13 protein-coding genes are annotated in these 19,743 nt (G+C 71.3%); 8 read left to right on the top strand and 5 right to left on the bottom strand.

Going from position 1 to position 19,743, the window contains the following annotated elements:
- The first annotated feature begins 145 nt into the window (after positions 1-145).
- Positions 146-2,803 carry a SpoIIE family protein phosphatase gene (locus ACZ4NB_RS10490; RefSeq protein ID WP_467660328.1) on the top strand — a complete coding sequence of 886 codons (2,658 nt, stop codon included), beginning with the start codon at positions 146-148 and terminating at the stop codon, positions 2,801-2,803.
- 8 nt (positions 2,804-2,811) lie between these two features.
- On the opposite strand, the gene ACZ4NB_RS10485 is transcribed toward ACZ4NB_RS10490, so the two are convergent.
- From ACZ4NB_RS10485 to ACZ4NB_RS10465, 5 genes are all read right to left on the bottom strand, one after another.
- Positions 2,812-4,257 carry an amidohydrolase family protein gene (locus ACZ4NB_RS10485; protein ID WP_467660037.1) on the bottom strand — a complete coding sequence of 482 codons (1,446 nt, stop codon included), beginning with the start codon at positions 4,255-4,257 and terminating at the stop codon, positions 2,812-2,814.
- A complete protein-coding gene (locus ACZ4NB_RS10480; RefSeq protein WP_467660035.1) occupies positions 4,221-5,039 on the bottom strand; it encodes a succinate dehydrogenase/fumarate reductase iron-sulfur subunit in 819 nt (272 codons plus the stop codon). Before ACZ4NB_RS10480 ends, ACZ4NB_RS10485 begins: the two co-directional genes overlap by 37 nt.
- Positions 5,036-7,000 (bottom strand): fumarate reductase/succinate dehydrogenase flavoprotein subunit, encoded by a 1,965-nt coding sequence (locus tag ACZ4NB_RS10475; protein ID WP_467660033.1) that lies wholly within the window; start codon positions 6,998-7,000, stop codon positions 5,036-5,038. Before ACZ4NB_RS10475 ends, ACZ4NB_RS10480 begins: the two co-directional genes overlap by 4 nt.
- 74 nt (positions 7,001-7,074) lie before the next feature.
- Positions 7,075-7,902: a hypothetical protein gene (locus ACZ4NB_RS10470; RefSeq protein ID WP_467660032.1), complete on the bottom strand. Its 828-nt coding sequence runs from the start codon at positions 7,900-7,902 to the stop codon at positions 7,075-7,077.
- A 129-nt stretch (positions 7,903-8,031) separates the two neighbouring features.
- A complete protein-coding gene (locus ACZ4NB_RS10465) occupies positions 8,032-8,334 on the bottom strand; it encodes a hypothetical protein (protein WP_467660030.1) in 303 nt (100 codons plus the stop codon).
- A gap of 390 nt (positions 8,335-8,724) precedes the next feature.
- On the opposite strand from ACZ4NB_RS10465, the gene ACZ4NB_RS10460 reads away from it, so the two are divergent.
- From ACZ4NB_RS10460 to ACZ4NB_RS10430, 7 genes are all read left to right on the top strand, one after another.
- Positions 8,725-11,184 carry an ABC transporter family substrate-binding protein gene (locus ACZ4NB_RS10460; protein WP_467660028.1) on the top strand — a complete coding sequence of 820 codons (2,460 nt, stop codon included), beginning with the start codon at positions 8,725-8,727 and terminating at the stop codon, positions 11,182-11,184.
- Positions 11,185-11,367: 183 nt separating this feature from the next.
- The gene (gene typA, locus ACZ4NB_RS10455; protein WP_467660026.1) at positions 11,368-13,272 is read left to right on the top strand and encodes a translational GTPase TypA; all 1,905 of its coding nucleotides are present in this window, start codon (positions 11,368-11,370) and stop codon (positions 13,270-13,272) included.
- 612 nt (positions 13,273-13,884) lie between these two features.
- Positions 13,885-15,501 carry a peptide ABC transporter substrate-binding protein gene (locus tag ACZ4NB_RS10450; RefSeq protein WP_467660024.1) on the top strand — a complete coding sequence of 539 codons (1,617 nt, stop codon included), beginning with the start codon at positions 13,885-13,887 and terminating at the stop codon, positions 15,499-15,501.
- Between the two features lie 68 nt (positions 15,502-15,569).
- On the top strand, positions 15,570-16,493 hold the full coding sequence (locus tag ACZ4NB_RS10445) for an ABC transporter permease (RefSeq protein WP_467660023.1): 924 nt from the start codon (positions 15,570-15,572) through the stop codon (positions 16,491-16,493).
- The gene (locus ACZ4NB_RS10440; protein WP_467660021.1) at positions 16,486-17,478 is read left to right on the top strand and encodes an ABC transporter permease; all 993 of its coding nucleotides are present in this window, start codon (positions 16,486-16,488) and stop codon (positions 17,476-17,478) included. The genes ACZ4NB_RS10445 and ACZ4NB_RS10440 overlap by 8 nt, the downstream gene beginning before the upstream one ends.
- 11 nt (positions 17,479-17,489) lie before the next feature.
- Positions 17,490-18,527 carry an ABC transporter ATP-binding protein gene (locus ACZ4NB_RS10435; protein WP_467660019.1) on the top strand — a complete coding sequence of 346 codons (1,038 nt, stop codon included), beginning with the start codon at positions 17,490-17,492 and terminating at the stop codon, positions 18,525-18,527.
- Positions 18,514-19,695, top strand: coding sequence for an ABC transporter ATP-binding protein (locus tag ACZ4NB_RS10430; protein ID WP_467660018.1), 1,182 nt, complete (start codon positions 18,514-18,516; stop codon positions 19,693-19,695). Before ACZ4NB_RS10435 ends, ACZ4NB_RS10430 begins: the two co-directional genes overlap by 14 nt.
- The last annotated feature ends 48 nt before the right edge of the window (positions 19,696-19,743 follow it).

The raw sequence follows: 19,743 nt of genomic DNA, 5'->3' as shown, positions 1-19,743 counted from the left end.
CATTTCATCGACATTTTGTAGATGGCCTGCGATCGAGACTGTGCTGTGATCGTGAAGACCGTGTTCCGGATAGCCGAGGTGCTGGATACTCAGGCTGGTCCGGTCCGGGCACGATGAGCTGGAGGGGACGGGGCTCGTGAGCGAGATGTCATCTGGCGGGGCAGAACCCGCACAGGCCGATGGTCAGGGTGGTGCGGACGCCCCCGGTGACCCAGGTGGGCGTTCGTACGCCCCCGACCTGCAAGGTCCGCCCGTATGGCAGAGCAGCCGGCCCGGATCGATCTACGACTACATCAGAGTGGCCTCCTTCTCGCTCGGCCCCGACGGGCGGATCGACCAGTGGAGCGAGCGGGCCGAGCAGATGCTCGGCATCCCCGCCCGCTACGCCATCGGCAAGGACCCCATCGAGGCGTTCGTTCCCAGCGAGTTCCGCGAGACCGGGCGCCGCAAGGTGTCGGAGATACTCGACGGCCGCGAGTGGACCGGCCTGGTGCCCTACCGCAGGGCCGAGGGCGGGCCGGCCGACGGACTCGCCGAGATCTATGTGATGCCCTCGCACGACGAGGCCGGGCAACGCGCCGCGGTCTGCGTCGTCGTCGATGTCCGGGCGCTGCGCGGCATCGAGACCGACCTCGCCGCCTCACAGGCCGTTTTCGGTCAATCCCCCATGGGCTTCACCCTGTTCGGCACGGACCTGAAGCTGCTGCGGGTCAACGAGCGCTTCGCCGCGGTCTTCGGCGGCCCCGCCAACAAGTACCGCGGCCGCACCCCGCACGACTTCCTGCCGCGCCCCGAGGCCGAGCGGATGACCGCCGCGCTGCGCCGCGTCCTGGAGACCGGCGAGCCGGTCACCGAGATGCAGCTGGTGGGATCGGTGCCCGGCGAGGAGGAGCGCCGCCGCTGGTCGGTGTCGCTCTACCGGCTGCACGGCGCCAGCGGCCGCCCCATCGGCGTCGCGGCGCTCGCCGCCGACGTCACCGGCCGGCGCCGGGCCGAGCGCGAGGCCGCCAGCGCCCGCCGCAACCTCGCCCTGCTCAACGAGGCCGGCGCCCGGATAGGCAACTCCCTCGACCTGGAGACCACCGCCCGCACCCTGTTGGACGTCGCCGTCCCGCAGTTCTGCGATCTGGCGTCGGTGGACCTCTACCAGGGCCTGCTGTCCGGCGACGAGGCGCCGCCCGGCATGAGCGACGGCAGCGCCGAACTGCGCCGGGTCGCGTTCGCCAGCGCCGTCTCCGACGCCCCGTTCGCGTCCGCCGCCGGCGGCGCGCCCCAGGACCCGCCGGTCGCCGTCGGCGCGGTCCACCGCTACCCCTTCAACTCCCCCTGCGCGGCCGCCCTGCGCACCGCCCAGGCGCAGATCATCCCGGGCCGGGAGAGCGAGGACGGACCGGAGCTGGGCGCCGTGGTGCACTCCACGCTCGTCGTGCCCATGGTCGCCCGGGACACCGTCGTCGGGCTGGTGCAGTTCTCCCGCGCGAAGGGCAGCGAGCCGTTCGGGGAGCGCGACACCGCCCTGGCCGTGGAGCTCGCGGCGCGCGCCGCGGTCTGCATCGACAACGCCCGCCTCTACCGCCGTGAGCACGAACGCGCGCTGATCCTCCAGCGCAGTCTGCTGCCGCCCGGCGACCCGGAGGCGGCCGGCCTCGACATCGCCTGCCGCTATCTGCCCGGCACCACCGCCACGGAGGTCGGCGGCGACTGGTTCGACGTCATCGAACTCCCCGGCCACCGCACGGCGCTGGTCGTCGGCGACGTGATGGGCCGCGGCCTGCGCGCCGCCGTGGCGATGGGCGAACTGCGCACCGCCGTAAGGACGCTGGCGCTGCTGGACCTGGAACCGGCCGAGGTGCTCTCGGCGCTGGACGAGATCGCCCGCGGGCTCGGCGGCAGCGGCGACGGCCGGTCCGCCGGGCGGGCTGCCCGCGGCCGGTCCGGCGCGCCGGAGCCGGGCCGCTCCGCCCGTACCGCCGACCTCTCCGAGGTCTACCTCGCCACCTGCGTCTACGCCGTCTACGACCCGGTCACCCGGCGGGCGACGTTCGCCAACGCCGGGCATCTGCCGCCGGTCCTGGTCGAGGAGGGCGAGGACGCGCTGCTGCTCGACGTGCCGCCGGGGATGCCGCTGGGCGTCGGCGGCGAGCCGTTCGAGGAGACCGAGGTGGAGCTGCCGGACGGCGCGCTGCTGGCCCTGTACACCGACGGGCTGGTGGAGTCCCGCGACCACCCCCTCGACGAGGGGCTGCAGGCATTCCGGGCGGCGCTGTCGGACGCCGACCGCCCGCTGGAGGACGCCTGCGACCACGTCCTGAGCGCCCTGGACACCTCGCACGGCGAGGACGACATCGCGCTGCTGATGGCCCGGGTGCACGGGCTGCCCAAGGACTCGGTGGGCGACTGGAGCCTCGCACCGGAGGCCCGTTCGGTGGCCCGCGCCCGTGAGCTGGCCCGCGACCAGCTCACGGACTGGGGCCTTCAGGAACTGGTCGACACCGCGGAGCTGCTGGTCAGCGAGCTGGTGACGAACGCGCTGCGGCACGGCCACGGTGAGATCCGGGTGCGGCTGCTGCTGGACCGCACGCTGGTCTGCGAGGTCTGGGACGCCGATCTCGCCCAGCCGCGCCGCCGCCGCGCCCGCGACACCGACGAGGGCGGCCGGGGGCTGCAGCTGGTCGGCCTGCTCAGCGAGGGCTGGGGCAGCCGCCGCACCCCGCGCGGCAAGACCGTCTGGTTCGAACTCGCCCTGCCCGACGGGGAGTCGACGGGCATGGACCCGGCGGAAGCGCTGCTGAGTCTGTTCTGAGGGCGGTGTCAGGCGGCGGCGCGCAGGTTCGCCGCCGCCCGCTCCGCCTCGCGGACCACCCGCGCGGTGTCCACCCCCACCAGCTCACCGTGCGCCTTGCGCGGCCGGCCGTCGACGAAGACCTCGCTGACGTTGGGGGGCTGCCCGTTGAGCACGATCTGGCTGGTCCAGTCGAAGCGCGGGGCGAAGTTGAGGGTGCCGGGGTCCAGGACGACGACGTCGGCGCGCTTGCCCGGAGTCAGCGACCCGATCCGGTCGGCCATGCCGAGGCACTCCGCACCGCCCAGCGTCGCCATCCGCAGCACCGCCGGGATCGTCGGATGGACCCCGGCGTCCTCGTGCCGGGCCCGCTGGAGGCCCACCGCCGCCTTCATCAGGTTGAACATGTCCGAGGTGTCGTTGGTCCCGCCGTCGTGGCCGAGCCCGGCGGGTACGCCGTGCCGGTGCAGTGCGGGCAGCGGCGCGATGCCCGAGGCCAGCCGCATGTTGCTGAGCGGGCAGTGCGCCACCCGGACGCCGTGCTCGCCGGTCAGCGCGATCTCCCGGTCGTCGAGGTGCACCGCGTGGTTCATCAGCAGGTCCGGGCCGAACGCGCCGACCTCGCGCAGCGCGCGGACCGGATCGTCCGCGCGGTCCTGGCGGCACTCCAGCACATGGCAGTTGAGCATCACGCCCAGCTCCCGCGCGAGCGTGTGGAACTGCCGCAGCTCGGCGCGGACGGACATCCCGGGCTGCGCCGACACCTGAGCGGAGGCCAGCGGCAGCGGATCCAGGAAGTCCCTCTTGACCCGGGGGATCAGCTCCCGGTCGGCCGCGTGCTGGGCCGCCGCGTAGACGAACCGCACCCCGGCGTCGTCCAGCGCCCGGACGTAGGCCCCGGCGGTGTCGTACGGGAGGGGGTGCACCCAGTCGACGACGGTGGTGACGCCCGCGCCGAGGACGTCGAGCGCGGCCAGCCGCACGAAGCGGTACATGTCCCGGGGGCCGATCTTCGACAGCACCTGCCCGTTGCAGCCGGACAGCCAGCCCTTCAGGTCCCGGTCCGCGCAGCCGCCCCGGATGCTGGACTGCCACAGGTGGTTGTGCAGATCCACGAACCCCGGCAGCACGATCCTGCCGCCGACCTGAAGCACCCGGGCGCCCGGCGGCGCCTCCAGGCGCCGTCCGACGGCGGCGATCGTGCCGCCCCGCAGCAGCAGGTCGACGCCGTCCGCCAGCGCGCCCAGGGGGCCCTCGCCGATACCGGGGTCCATGGTGAGCACCAGATCGGCGCCGCGCAGCAGCGTCGGCGCCGCGCCGTCCCGGGCCGCGGCGGCGCCCGCGGCCCGGTCGTCGGACTCGGGCACGCCGGCCGCCGCGGCGAGCGGAAGGCCGCCGATGCCCGCGAGCACCGCGCGCCGTCTGATCCGCGGGGAGGTCATTCCGTACGGCGCCGGATCTTGTTCCCGAGCCACACCAGCGGGTCGTACTTACGGTCCGCGGCGCGCTCCTTCAGCGGGATCAGCGCATTGTCGGTGATCTTGATGTGCTCGGGGCAGACCTCCGTGCAGCACTTGGTGATGTTGCAGTAGCCCAGCCCGTGCTCGTCCTGCGCGGTGCTCTTGCGGTCGATGCCGGACGCCGGCGCCGCGTCCAGCGGGTGCATATCGAGTTCGGCGATCCGCATCAGGAAGCGCGGGCCGGCGAACGCCGCCTTGTTCTCCTCGTGGTCGCGGACCACATGGCAGGTGTCCTGGCACAGGAAGCACTCGATGCACTTGCGGAACTCCTGCGAGCGGCCCACGTCCTCCTGCTGCATGCGGTACTCGCCGGGCGCCAGCTCCGCGGGCGGCACGAACGAGGGGATCTCGCGGGCCTTGGTGTAGTTGAAGGACACGTCGGTGACCAGGTCGCGGATGACCGGGAACGCCCGCATCGGCGTGACCGTGATCGTCTCCGTACGGTCGAACACCGACATCCGGGTCATGCACATCAGCCGCGGCCGGCCGTTGACCTCCGCGCTGCACGAACCGCACTTGCCCGCCTTGCAGTTCCAGCGCACCGCGAGATCCGGCGCCTGGGTCGCCTGCAGGCGGTGGATGATGTCCAGCACCACCTCGCCGTCGTGCACCTCGACCGTGTAGTCCTCCAGACCTCCGGTGCCGGTCTCGCCCCGCCACACCCGGAAGTGCGCCTGGTAGGTGCCGGACTTCCCGGAACCCTCGGCCGCGTGGGAAACCGTCTGCTGCTCGCTCACCGGCTCAGCTCCTCGTCCGTCAGATACTTCGCCAGCTCGTCCTTCTCGAACAGCTCCAGCAGATCGCGGCGGATCGGCGGCATCTCGCGGCGGGAGAGCCGGATCTGCCCCAGCGCCGGGTCCGCGGCCCGGGAGTCGCCCTGCGGGTCCGCGAGCCGGCAGACCAGATTGATGTTGCGCCAGCTGCGGTCCATCGCCGGGTGGTCGTCGCGGGTGTGCCCGCCCCGGCTCTCCTCGCGCTCCAGCGCGGACCGGGCCACACACTCGCTGACCAGCAGCATGTTCCGCAGGTCCATGGAGAGATGCCAGCCCGGGTTGTACTGCCGGTGCCCCTCGACGCCGGCCCGCCGGGCCCGCACCCGCAGATCCGCGAGCCGCTTGAGGGCCTCGTACATCTCGCCCTCCTTGCGGATGATGCCCACCAGGCTGTTCATCGCCCGCTGGAGCTCCTGGTGGACGGTGTACGGGTTCTCCGCCGGGCCCTCGTCGTGCCCGGTGCCGTCCGCGTCCTCGCCGCCCTCGGCGCTGAAGGGGCGCAGCGCCTCCGCCTCGGCGGCGTCGATCTGCAGCGGGTCGACGGCGGGCCGCTCGGTCAGCGCCGCCGTGTACTCGGCCGCGTGCAGCCCCGCCCGGCGGCCGAAGACCAGCAGGTCGGACAGGGAGTTGCCGCCCAGCCGGTTGGAGCCGTGCATGCCGCCGGCGACCTCACCGGCCGCGAACAGGCCCGGTACGCCGGTCGCCGCCGCGGTGTCCGGGTCCACATCGACCCCGCCCATCACGTAGTGGCAGGTCGGCCCGACCTCCATCGGCTCGGCGGTGATGTCCACGTCCGCCAGCTCCATGAACTGATGGTGCATCGACGGCAGTCGGCGCTTGATCACCTCGGCCGGCATCCGGGTCGAGACGTCCAGATAGACCCCGCCGTGCGGGGAGCCGCGCCCCTCCTTGACCTCGGCGTTGATGGCGCGGGCGACCTCGTCGCGGGGCAGCAGCTCGGGCGGGCGGCGGTTGTTCTCCGGGTCCTCGTACCAGCGGTCGCCCTCCTCCTCGGTCTGGGCGTACTTCTCCTTGAAGACGTCGGGGATGTAGTCGAACATGAAGCGCCGGCCGTCGCTGTTGCGCAGCACCCCGCCGTCGCCGCGTACGGACTCGGTGACGAGGATGCCCTTGACCGACGGCGGCCAGACCATGCCGGTGGGGTGGAACTGCACCATCTCCATGTTGATCAGCGGTGCCCCGGCGAGCAGCGCCAGCGCGTGCCCGTCGCCGGTGTACTCCCAGGAGTTCGACGTCACCTTGAAGGACTTGCCGATGCCGCCGGTGGCCAGCACCACCGCCGGGGCCTCCAGGACGAAGAAGCGGCCGGACTCCCGCTCGTAGCAGAAGGCCCCGGCGACCCGGCCGTCCGCCTCCGGGCCGCGCTCCTTGAGGATGCGGGTGACGGTGCACTCCTGGAAGACCTTCAGCCGGGCGTCGTGGGCGCCGAACTCCTTCTCGTCCTCCTGCTGGAGCGAGACGATCTTCTGCTGGAGGGTGCGGATCAGCTCCAGGCCCGTACGGTCGCCGACGTGCGCCAGGCGCGGGTACTCGTGGCCGCCGAAGTTGCGCTGGGAGATCCGGCCGTCGGGCGTGCGGTCGAAGAGCGCGCCCCAGGACTCCAACTCCCATACCCGGTCGGGTGCTTCGCGGGCGTGCAGCTCGGCCATCCGCCAGTGGTTGAGGAACTTCCCGCCGCGCATGGTGTCGCGGAAGTGGACCTGCCAGTTGTCGTGCTCGTTGACGTTGCCCATGCTGGCCGCGATACCGCCCTCGGCCATCACCGTATGGGCCTTGCCGAACAGGGACTTGCAGATCACGGCCGTCCGCATACCGGCCTCGCGGGCCTCGATGGCGGCGCGCAGCCCGGCGCCGCCCGCGCCCACCACGACCACGTCCCATGCCTGCCGGTCCACATGCGCCATCGGGGGCACACCTTTCCTTGGAGAAGCTGCCGTCGGTCGGCTGCCGCGGGGGCAGCCGCCGTCGCAGAAGTCGGTCAGAAGAAGCGGAGGTCGGAGATGGCCCCGCTGGCCAGCAGGTAGACGTAGAAGTCCGCCAGGGCCACGCTGATCAGGGAGGACCAGGCGAGCAGCATGTGCCGCTCGTTGAGCCTGCCGACCCAGCCCCACATCCGGTAGCGCACCGGGTGCTTGGAGAAGTGCCGCAGCCGGCCGCCGATGATGTGCCGGCAGGAGTGGCAGGAGAGGGTGTACGCCCAGATCAGCACGATGTTGGCGAGGAAGACCAGGGTGCCCAGACCCATGTGGCCCCACTCGTAGTGCGCGTCGCGGAAGGTCAGCGCGGTGTCGTAGGTCAGCACCCCGGCGACCAGCACCGCGAAGTAGAAGAAGTAGCGGTGGAGGTTCTGCAGGATCAGCGGGAAGCGGGTCTCACCGGTGTACGTCTTGTGCGGTTCGGCGACCGCGCAGGCCGGCGGCGAGGCCCAGAAGCCGCGGTAGTACGCCTTGCGGTAGTAGTAGCAGGTCAGCCGGAAGCCCAGCGGGAAGATCAGGATGAGCAGCGCCGGGGACAGGCCCCACCAGCTGCCGACGATCTCCCAGTTGGGCCCGCCGCGCATGGTGTGGCAGTTCTGCGCCAGGCACGGCGAGTAGAACGGCGAGACATAGGGCGCGGCGTAGTAGTCGGCGTTCGCGAACGCCCGCCAGGTCGAGTAGACGATGAACGCGAGCAGTCCGGCGGCGGTGCCGGCCGGTGCCAGCCACCAGCGGTCGGTGCGCAGATGGCGGGCGGGGATGGCGGCGCGCGAGGCAGTGTGCACACCGCTCGCGCCCGTTTGCGATGAGGGTTCGGTGCCAGTGGCCAACGTCGGTCTCCGTGAAGGGCGCTCCGTCCGGAATGCTGCTTCGAAACGCTTTCCGTCGGGGCGGCAACGGGGTAGGGGTCTGAGTGGGGCGAGGACACCCCCTAAGGGCCATCCACCAGGGGTTTCCCCCTAGGGCGCATGGCCGTTGCGGCAGCCGAGTCCCTCGTCCTCGGCGCCCGCCCACAGCGCTGCGTCGTAGGGGGCGTCGGAGATCGTCACCATCTCGACGGCCGGGGGAGCGCCGCCCCGGACGGAGGGTCCGGCCGCCGCGCTCTGCTTGAGCAGGTCGAGGCTCTCGCGCAGGTGGTCCGTATCGCTGCGCACCCGGCGCACGTCCAGGCCGGTGCCGAGTCGCGCCTCCAGCCTTCCCACCGACCGGACCAGGTCGTCCAGGCTGCGTTCAACCGCCGTCAGTTCGTCCTGATGGGACATATCACGTGCCCTCACTTTGAAGGTGTGGTGGGCGATCTCATGCGCCCGAGAGTGTCGCGCGTCACAGTAGGGGTTGGGAAGGGGTCCGGCGCGATTACGACTCGAACCGGTGCGTTTCGGCTACCGGGTGCGACGGCGGAGATCGAACGCCGATACGGGCGGGGGCGGTGAATACGGCCGTACGCACGCCTGCTGACCCCCTGTCGGTCCTGTCGTATTGCGCCGGGCGGGTGGCCTTCGTACGGGCTTGGACGTGTCGGGTGGCCGGGCGTCGAACGGTCGCTTTCAGTAGGGGCTCATAGATGTGATGAGCCGCAAAGTCGGCCGAACGTGGTGTGCCGGAGCCAGAACGCCGGCGGCGCCGCGCGGGCGAGCCCGGAGGTAACGGTCATGACCCACCACGACAACCCCTCGGCCCGCGCGGTCCGTGGACGCCGCATCGCCGCACTGGCCGCGGCGGGGGTGCTGCTCCCGCTGCCGGCCCTTTCCGGATGCAGCGGGGAGGGCGGGCAGTCGTCCGCCCCGGCGTCCCAGGACATCGCCCCGGCGCCCCGCGACGAGGTCAAGGACGGCGGCACCCTGCGCTGGGCGGTCGACGCGATGCCCGGCACCCTCAACGCCTTCCAGGCCGACGCCGACGCGACCACCAGCCGGATCGCCGGTGCGGTGCTGCCCAGCATGTTCACCGTCGACGCCGGCGGTGCCCCGCAGCGCAACGCCGACTACCTCGACGCCGCGGACATCAGCGCCCGCGACCCCAAGCAGGTCGTCACCTACAAGATCAACCCCAAGGCGCGGTGGAGCGACGGCACCGCGATCACCGCCGCGGACTTCATCGCCCAGTGGACGGCGCTGCGCGGCAAGGACAACGCGTACTGGACCGCCCGCAACGCCGGCTACGACCGGATCGGCAAGGTCGAGCAGGGTGCGGGCAGCCGCGAGGTCAAGGTCACCTTCGCCCGGCCCTACGCCGACTGGCGGTCGCTGTTCACCCCGCTCTACCCCAAGAGCGTGATGGGCGACGCCAACGCCTTCAACGACTCCGCGCGCGAGCGGCTCGCGGTCGGCGCGGGCCCGTTCCTGGTCCAGAAGCGGGACGCCGCCAAGGGGCGGGTGGTCCTCGTGCGCAACCCGTCGTGGTGGGGCGCGACCGCCAAGCTCGACAAGATCGTGCTGGAGGCGCTGCCCGGGGACAAGCGGTCCGCGGCGCTGGCCGCCGGGTCCATCGACGTCGCCGCGGTCGACCAGATCGCCGCGAAGCGGGTCGCCTCCGCCCGGGGGCCGGCGGCGGGCTTCCTGCGCAAGCCCGCCGCCGGCAACGCGGGCCCCCAGGGCGACGGCAGCCGCGCCCAGGACCGCCATGGAGCCAAGAACGCCGCCGAGCGCGCGGCACTGAGCGGCTACACCCTCCACAAGGCCCTGGAGCCCGCCTACACCCAGCTCGCCCTCAACGGCAGCAGCGGCCCGCTGGCCGACGACCGGGTGCGCCGCGCGGTGGCCCGCGCCATCGACCGGCAGGCCCTCGCCGACGTCGTCCTCAAGCCGCTGGACCTGCCGTCCGAGCCGCTGGGCAGCCATCTGCTGATGGCCGGGCAGCGCGGCTACGAGGACCACAGCGACGCGCTCGGCGACCAGGACACCGGGGCGGCCAAGGCGCTGCTCGCCGACGCCGGCTGGAAGGCCGACGGCGAGGGGCGGCAGGCCGGCGGGAAGGCGGCCGCACCGGCGCCCGGCGCCTGGCGCGGCGCGGACGGCCCCGGGGACGACGGCGGGGCGGCCGGCCGCGACCGGGTGGGGGACGGCCCCGGGCGGGACGGCTACGACGGCGAGGACGACCGGGACGGCGGGACCGACGCCTACGACGAGGACGCCGACGGCGCGAACGACGGCCGCAACCCGGGCCGCCCCGCTCCCGGGCACGCCGGCCCGCCCGCCCGCGGCGCCCAGGAGCCGGGCGCCCGGCCCGCCGCCGCCGAGGCGCCGCTGTCCTTCACCGGCGCGGTCGGCTCGGAGATCCAGCGGGCGGCCCTGCTGCGGCAGAGCGCCGCGATCTACAAGGACGCCGCCGCCCGGCAGAAGCAGCAGGCGGACGGCGACCGCGACTCGGCCGCGTACGCCCGGTACAAGCGGTACCGCAAGCGCGCGGCGCAGACGTTGAGCGCCGCCGAGCTGGTCGAGACCGGCCGCCAGGTGGACCTGCCGGCGTCCGGCGGCCGCCCCGGCGCCCGCCACGTCGTCGCCGGGCACGTCCACGGCGCGGCCGTCGCCCGCGCCGACCGGGACCCGGCCGGGGACAAGGCGGCGGCCCGCAGCACCACGGTCAGGAAGAACGGCAAACCGCTCACGCTGCGCTTCGTCCTGCCCGACGGGGCGGCCGCCGAGCCGCTGCGCACCGTCGGCCGGCGGATCGCCACGATGCTCTCCAAGATCGGCGTGCAGACCTCCCTGCAGCGGGTCTCCGACGCCAGCTACTTCCAGGACCACATCGCCTCCGGCGACTTCGACCTGGCGCTGTACTCCTGGCCCGGCACCGCCTACCCGGCGACCGACGCCCGTCCGATCTACGCTAAGCCGCAGCCGGCGCCCGACGGCTCGCTGACCGTCGAGCAGAACTACAGCCGGGTCGGCACCGACCACATCGACCAGCTCTTCGACCAGGCCGCCTCCGAGCTGGACGAGACCGCCGCGCGCACGCTGGTGGAGCAGGCCGACGCCCGGATCTGGGCGGCCGCCGGGTCGATCCCGCTCTACCAGCGGCCCGAGCTGGTGGCCACCAAGGAGTCGCTGGCCAACGTGGGCGCCTTCGGGTTCGCCACACCGCGCTTCCAGGACATCGGCTACAAGAAGTAAGGGCCACCCCAAAGCTAACAATCGGTAAAAAACCGCAGGTCAGAGGGTATGGGCCTGGGCTGCGGCGGCCATAACCGCCGCAGCCACGTACCATGGGGTGAGGCCGTGGCGTGTCATGCCCGGCAGGCGCGCGTACCGGATGGACGCGTCGCCATCCACGATTCCGGGAGAAGCGCCGCCAGTATGCCCACCCGCCACGACATTCGTAACGTCGCCATCGTCGCCCACGTCGACCACGGCAAGACGACCATCGTCGACGCCATGCTCAAGCAGGCCGGCTCCTTCGCCGCGCACGCCGCCGAGTCCCTCGACGACCGCATGATGGACTCGAACGATCTGGAGCGTGAGAAGGGCATCACGATCCTCGCCAAGAACACGGCGGTGAAGTATCACCCCAAGGACGGCGGCGACGTCATCACGATCAACATCATCGACACCCCCGGCCACGCCGACTTCGGTGGCGAGGTCGAGCGCGGTCTGTCGATGGTGGACGCGGTCGTCCTGCTCGTGGACGCCTCCGAGGGCCCGCTCCCGCAGACCCGCTTCGTGCTGCGCAAGGCCCTCCAGCAGCGTCTGCCCGTCATCCTGTGCATCAACAAGACGGACCGCCCGGACTCCCGGATCGACGAGGTCGTCAACGAGACCTACGACCTCTTCCTGGACCTGGACGCGGACGAGGACCAGATCGAGTTCCCGATCGTCTACGCCTGCGGCCGTGACGGCATCGCCTCGCTGACCAAGCCGGAGGACGGCACGGTCCCGGCGGACTCCACCAACCTGGAGCCGTTCTTCTCCACGATCCTGGAGCACGTCCCGGCCCCCGAGTACGACGAGACGGCGCCGCTGCAGGCCCACGTCACCAACCTCGACGCGGACAACTTCCTCGGCCGTATCGCGCTGCTCCGCGTCGAGCAGGGCGAGCTGCGCAAGGGCCAGACCGTGGCCTGGATCAAGCGCGACGGCTCGGTCGCCAACGTCCGCATCACCGAGCTGATGATGACCGAGGCGCTCACCCGCAAGCCCGCCGAGGTCGCGGGCCCCGGTGACATCTGCGCCGTGGCCGGTATCCCGGACATCATGATCGGCGAGACCCTGGCCGACCCGGAGAACCCGATCGCGCTGCCGCTGATCACGGTGGACGAGCCGGCCATCTCGATGACCATCGGCACCAACACCTCGCCGCTCGTCGGCCGTGGCGGCACCGGCAAGGGCGCGGACGCCAAGGCCGCGGTCAAGGACCGCAAGGTCACCGCCCGCCAGGTCAAGGACCGCCTGGACCGCGAGCTGATCGGTAACGTCAGCCTCCGGGTCCTGGACACCGAGCGCCCCGACGCCTGGGAGGTGCAGGGCCGCGGTGAGCTGGCCCTGGCGATCCTGGTCGAGCAGATGCGCCGTGAGGGCTTCGAGCTGACCATCGGCAAGCCGCAGGTCGTCACGCAGGAGATCGACGGCAAGACGTACGAGCCGGTCGAGCGCATGACCATCGACGTCCCCGAGGAGCACATGGGCGCCGTCACGCAGCTCATGGGCGTCCGCAAGGGCCGCATGGACAACATGTCGAACCACGGCTCCGGCTGGGTCCGCATGGAGTTCGTCGTCCCGTCCCGCGGCCTCATCGGCTTCCGCACGGAGTTCCTGACCAACACCCGCGGTACGGGCATCGCCCACTCGATCCACGAGGGCCACGAGCCGTGGTTCGGCACGCTGGCGACCCGTAACAACGGCTCGCTCGTCGCCGACCGCTCCGGCGCGGTCACCGCCTTCGCGATGACCAACCTCCAGGAGCGCGGTGTGCTGTTCACCGACCCCGGCACCGAGGTGTACGAGGGCATGATCGTCGGCGAGAACTCGCGCGCCGACGACATGGACGTGAACATCACCAAGGAGAAGAAGCTCACCAACATGCGGTCGGCCTCGGCCGACTCCTTCGAGGCGATCGTCCCGCCGCGCAAGCTCTCCCTGGAGCAGTCCCTGGAGTTCTGCCGCGACGACGAGTGCGTCGAGGTGACCCCGGAGGCCGTGCGCATCCGCAAGGTCGTCCTGGACCAGAAGGAGCGCGGCCGCACCGCGTCCCGCGCCAAGCGGTAACGCTGGGCGCTGGGCCGTTATTCGGGCTCAGGTTTGTGGGGCGTCCCTCTTGTACGGGGGGCGCCCCTCCCTGCGTTTTGGCCCGCTTCCCACGTTGTCGGCTTTCCCGCCGTAGGGGTTTCTCGCCGTTGCTCCCCCTCTGCCTAAAGGGCGTGGGAGGTACCCCCAGCGGCGGGCGTTTGTGTGTCGGGTGCGGTGACAGCCCTACGGACTTCGTCCTACGGTCTGTCCCCTCCCGTGGGTGGGGGTTGGGGAGGCCGGTGGGGGCGGGCCTTATCCGTCGACCGCGCGCAGACGAGGGCTGACGTTCACCCCCACGGTCTTCTCCCACACTCAACGGGAGGGGGCGGGTCGGTGGGGTAGGGGTGTGGGACGTAAAGCGCAGCAGTCCCACACCCCTACCCCACCGGCCCGTCACCGGCAGCCGAACAGCCCCGCGCAGCGGCACCGCCCGCCGCAGGCGCAACGGCGAGAAACCCCCACGGCGCCGCAGACAACAACGTGGGAAGCCAGCCAAGCGCAGCGAACCGGCAAATGGAGCACCCCAAAAATGCGACACCCCCCACTTTGCGATCTTATGTGGGCTAATGATCGCGGAGCTGAGGAGGCACCATGGGTGGAGCCACGCGCGCGAAGTGGGGCGCGTGCGCCGTCGCGGTGGCCCTCGTGGCCACGGGCTGCGGCGGGGGGAACGCGGCCCGTGCCGGGGTGGTCAGCGCCTCGTGGGGGGATCCGCAGAATCCTCTGGAGCCGGCGAACACCAACGAGGTCCAGGGCGGCAAGGTCCTGGAGATGCTGTTCCGGGGGCTCAAGCGCTACAACCCGAGGACCGGGGCCGCACAGAACGTCGTCGCCGAGCGCATCGAGACCGAGGACTCGCAGAACTTCACGGTGACGCTGAAGCCCGGCTGGTCCTTCAGCAACGGGGAGAAGGTCACCGCCGCATCGTTCGTGGATGCCTGGAATTACGGGGCGCTGCTGGACAACAAGCAGAAGAACGCGCCGTTCTTCCAGTACATCGACGGCTTCGACCGGGTGCATCCGGACAATGGTGTGGCCACCGCCCGGACCCTGTCGGGGCTTGCGGTGAAGAACGACCGGACCTTCACCGTGAAACTCCGTCAGAAATTCTCCAGCTGGCCGGACACGCTGGGCTATGCGGCTTTCATGCCGCTGCCGCGGGCGTTCTTCACCGACCATGACGCATGGCTGGAACAGCCCATCGGCAATGGCCCGTACGTCGTGGACTCCTATGAAAAGGGGTCCGTGCTGCGGATGCGGAAATGGGCGAAGTACCCGGGCGACGATCCGGCCCGGAACGCCGGGATCGACCTGCGCGTCTACACGGACAGCAATACCGCCTACACCGATCTGCAGGCCGGGAACCTCGATCTGGTCGACGACGTGCCGGCCGCCCAGCTCAAGAGCGTCCACGCCGATCTGGGAAAGCGGTACATCAACCAGCCGGCCGGGATCATCCAGACCCTCGCCTTCCCCATGTACCTCAAGGGATGGGGCGAGCCGGGCAAGGACAAGGTGCGCCGGGGACTGTCGATGGCGATCGACCGGCAGCAGATCACCAGGGAGATCTTCCAGCGGACGCGGACGCCCGCGACGGACTGGACCTCGCCGGTGCTCGGGATGGACGGGGGGTACAAGGCGGGGCTGTGCGGTGAGGTCTGCATGTTCGATCCGGCGAAGGCCAGGGCGCTGATCAAGGAAGGCGGCGGGCTGCCCGGCGGCCGGATGACCATCACGTACAACGCCGACACCGGCTCGCACAAGGACTGGGTCGACGCGATCTGCAACAGCATCAACAAATCGCTGCGGGACGACAGAGCCTGTGTGGGAAATCCGATCGGCACGTTCGCCGATTTCCGGAACAAGATCGCGGCGAAGGGCATGCCCGGACCGTTCCGCAACGGCTGGCAGATGGACTATCCGCTGATCCAGAACTTCCTTCAGCCGCTGTACTACACCAACTCCTCGGCCAATGACGGCAAGTTCAGCAACGCCGGATTCGACAAGCTGGTGAATGCGGCGAACGCGGCGCCGGACAGCAAGGAGGCCGTCGAGAAGTTCCAGGCCGCGGAGCGGATACTCGTCCGCCAGATGCCGGCGATTCCGCTGTGGTACCAGAACGGCAGCGGCGGCTATTCGGACCGGATCAGCAATGTGTCGCTGAATCCGTTCAGCGTGCCGGTCTACAACGAGATCAAGGTCAACTGAGCGCGCCGCGGGCCCTGTTGCCGCCCGCGCCGCCCGTACTGTCCGCGCGATGAGGGAGGTTGGGGCCGGTGGGACGCTATGTGATCCGGCGGCTGCTGCAGATGGTCCCGGTGTTCGTCGGCAGCACCTTCCTGATCTTCTTCATGGTGTACGCGCTGGGCGACCCCGTCGCGGCGATGTTCGGCGACCGGGCGCCGGACCCCGCCACCGCCGCCCAGATCCGCCGCGACCTCTACCTCGACCAGCCGCTGTGGCAGCAGTACCTGCACTACATGGGGCAGATCTTCCGGGGGGACTTCGGCACCGCCTTCAACGGCCAGTCGGTCACCGAGCTGATGGCCTCGGCCTTCCCCGTCACCCTGCGGCTGACGGTGATCGCCATCGTGATCGAGATGATCGTGGGCGTGGTGCTGGGGGTCTTCAGCGGTCTGCGGCGGGGCCGGGGCATCGACACCACCGTGCTGCTGCTCTCGCTCGTCGTGGTGTCCATCCCGACGTTCGTGAGCGGCTATCTGCTGCAGTTCGTCTTCGGCGTGCGGTGGGGCTGGGCCGCGCCGTCCGTCGCCCCGGAGGCGCCGCTGAACGAGATGCTGCTGCCGGGCCTGGTGCTGGCGCTGGTGTCGCTGGCGTATGTGACCCGGCTGACCCGCACCTCGATCGCGGAGAACGCCCGCGCCGACTACGTCCGTACGGCCGTCGCCAAGGGCCTGCCGCAACGCCGCGTCATCACCCGCCATCTGCTGCGCAATTCACTGATCCCGGTGGTCACCTTCATCGGTACCGATATCGGCGCCCTGATGGGCGGCGCGATCGTCACCGAGCGCATCTTCAACATCCACGGCGTCGGATTCCAGCTCTACCAGGGAATCCTCCGGCAGAACTCGCCGACCGTCGTGGGCTTCGTGACGATCCTGGTGCTGGTCTTCCTCGTCGCGAACCTCCTCGTCGACCTGCTCTACGCCGTCCTCGACCCGAGGATCCGCTATGCCTGACTCCTACGTCCCCAAGGAAGCCATCGGCCACGGCGACGGCGGCTCCGCCGCGCTGGCCATCGGCGAGGCCGAGTCGCTGGAGCGCAGGCCCGGCGCCGCGCCGCCCGGTGCCGGGCCACCCGCCCCCGTGCCCCTGGGCAAGCCGCGCAGCCTGTGGAGCGACGCCTGGCACGATCTGCGCCGCAACCCGGTCTTCGTGCTCTCCGCGCTGGTCATCGTCTTCCTGGTGGTCATCGCGATCTGGCCGCAGCTGATCGCCACCGGCAACCCCTACCGCGCCGACCTGGCCAAGGCGCAGCAGGGCTCCCAGCCCGGCCACCCCTTCGGCTTCGACACCCAGGGCCGGGACGTCTACACCCGCGTGGTCTACGGGGCCCGCGCCTCCATCACCGTCGGCGTCTGCGCCACCGCCGGTGCCGCGCTGCTGGGCAGCCTGATGGGCGGGCTGGCCGGCTTCTTCGGCGGCTGGTCGGACACCCTGCTCTCCCGGACCGCCGACATCTTCTTCGGCATCCCGGTGATCCTCGGCGGGCTGGTCTTCCTCTCCGTCGTCACCAGCACCACCGTCTGGCCGGTGGTCGGGTTCATCGTGCTGCTGGGCTGGCCGCAGGTCTCCCGTATCGCCCGCGGCTCCGTCGTCACCGCCAAGCAGCACGACTACGTCCAGGCCGCCCGCGCCCTGGGCGCCGGCAACGGGCGGATGCTGCTGCGGCATATCGCGCCGAACGCCGTGGCGCCGGTCATCGTCGTCGCCACCATCGCGCTCGGTACGTACATCGCGCTGGAGGCGACGCTGTCCTACCTGGGGGCGGGCCTGAAGCCGCCCACCGTCTCCTGGGGCATCGACATCTCCTCGGCCTCCACCTACATCCGCAGCGCGCCGCACATGCTGCTGTGGCCGGCGGGCGCGCTGAGCATCACGGTGCTGGCGTTCATCATGCTCGGCGACGCGGTGCGCGACGCCCTCGACCCCAAGTTGCGCTGAGGAGGCGGCAGATGACGAACAGTGCCGGTGAGGCCGTAGGCGGTGGCGCGGGTACGGTCACCGACACCGCCCTGCTCGACGTGCGGGACCTGCGGGTGGAGTTCCGTACCCGGGACGGGATCGCGAAGGCCGTCAACGGCGTCAGCTTCGGCGTCGCGCCGGGCCAGACGCTGGCGGTGCTCGGCGAGTCCGGCTCCGGCAAGTCCGTCACCGCACAGGCCGTGATGGGGATCCTGGACTCGCCGCCCGGCTTCGTGACCGGCGGCGAGATCATCTTCCAGGGCCGCGATCTGCTGACGCTGCGCAAGGACGAGCGGCGCAGGGTCCGCGGCGCCAAGATGGCGATGATCTTCCAGGACGCGCTGTCCTCGCTGAACCCGGTGCTCAGCGTCGGGGCGCAGCTGGGGGAGATGTTCCAGGTCCATGAGGGGATGTCCCGCAAGGAGGCCCGCGGCCGGGCCGTGGAGCTGATGGAGCGGGTGGGCATCCCCGCGGCCGGGGCGCGGGTGGGGGACTATCCGCACCAGTTCTCCGGCGGGATGCGCCAGCGCATCATGATCGCGATGGCGCTGGCCCTGGGCCCCGATCTGATCATCGCCGACGAGCCGACCACCGCGCTGGACGTCACCGTCCAGGCGCAGGTCATGGACCTGCTCGCGGAGCTGCAGCGCGAGTTCACCATGGGGCTGATCCTGATCACCCATGACCTGGGCGTGGTCGCCGACGTCGCCGACACCATCGCGGTGATGTACGCCGGGCGGATCGTGGAGACCGCACCCGTCCACCAGCTCTACCGCGCGCCCGCCCACCCGTACACCCGAGGGCTGCTGGACTCCATCCCCCGGCTGGACCACAAGGGGCAGCGGCTGTACGCGATCAAGGGACTGCCGCCCAATCTGACGGCCATCCCCCCGGGCTGCCCGTTCAACCCGCGCTGCCCGCTGGCGCAGGACATCTGCCGCACGGACCTGCCGCCGCTGTACGAGGCCGGCCCCGGCCGGGCCAGTGCCTGCCACTTCTGGAAGGAGACCCTAGGTGGCGCGCGATGACGCAAGCCCGGCCGCGGCCGGCGCCGGACCGGCGCCCGGCGAGCCCCTCCTGGAGATCCGCGATCTGGTCAAGCACTTCCCCCTGACCCGGGGCGTGCTCTTCAAGAAGCAGATCGGCGCCGTCAAGGCCGTCGACGGGGTCTCCTTCGACCTCCGCAAGGGCGAGACCCTGGGGATCGTCGGGGAGTCGGGCTGCGGCAAGTCCACGGTCGCCAAGCTGCTGGTGGGCCTCGAACGCCCGACGGCGGGTCGGATCCGCTACCGCGGCGAGGACATCACCCGGCTGTCGGGCCGGGCGATGAAGGCGGTGCGCCGCAACATCCAGATGGTCTTCCAGGACCCCTACACCTCCCTGAACCCCCGGATGACGGTCGGCGACATCGTCGGCGAGCCCTACGAGATCCACCCCGAGGTGGCCCCCAAGGGAGACCGCCGCCGCAAGGTCCAGGAACTCCTGGACGTGGTGGGGCTCAACCCCGAGTACATCAACCGCTATCCGCACCAGTTCTCCGGCGGCCAGCGCCAGCGGATCGGCATCGCCCGCGGCCTGGCCCTGCGCCCGGAGATCATCGTCGCCGACGAGCCGGTCTCCGCGCTGGACGTCTCCGTCCAGGCCCAAGTGGTCAACCTCCTGGAGCAGTTGCAGGACGAGTTCGACCTCTCCTACGTCTTCATCGCCCACGACCTGTCCGTCGTCCGGCATATCTCCGACCGGATCGCGGTGATGTACCTGGGACGGCTCGCCGAGATCGGCACCGAGGAGCAGATCTACGACCACCCCACCCACCCCTACACCCAGGCCCTGCTCTCCGCCGTGCCCGTACCGGACCCCGACTCCCGCGCCGCCCGCGACCGCATCCTGCTCACCGGCGACGTCCCCTCACCCGCCAGCCCGCCGTCCGGCTGCCGCTTCCGCACCCGCTGCTGGAAGGCCCGGGACCTGTGCGCCGAGGTCGTCCCCCCGCTCGAAGTCCCCCCGCCCTTCCGGGAGTCGACCGGCCCGGCCCGGCACCCCTCGGCCTGCCACTTCGCCCAGGAGCGCCAGGCGGCACGGGGCGAGAAGCGGCTGCCCGAGGGCGAGGACGGCGAGGAGCGGCTGCCCGGCGGAGAGGACGGCGAGGAGCGGCTGCCGGACGGCCCGGAACCGGGGCCGGTGGCGCATCGCTAAGGGCTGTCCCGTAATCCCTGGTGGATCAGCGCACGGCGTCAGATGCGG

Source organism: Streptomyces sp. NPDC026575 (assembly GCF_055567415.1).
The sequence above is the reverse complement of the archived record's forward strand: the minus strand, read 5'-3'. Positions and strand labels throughout refer to the sequence as shown.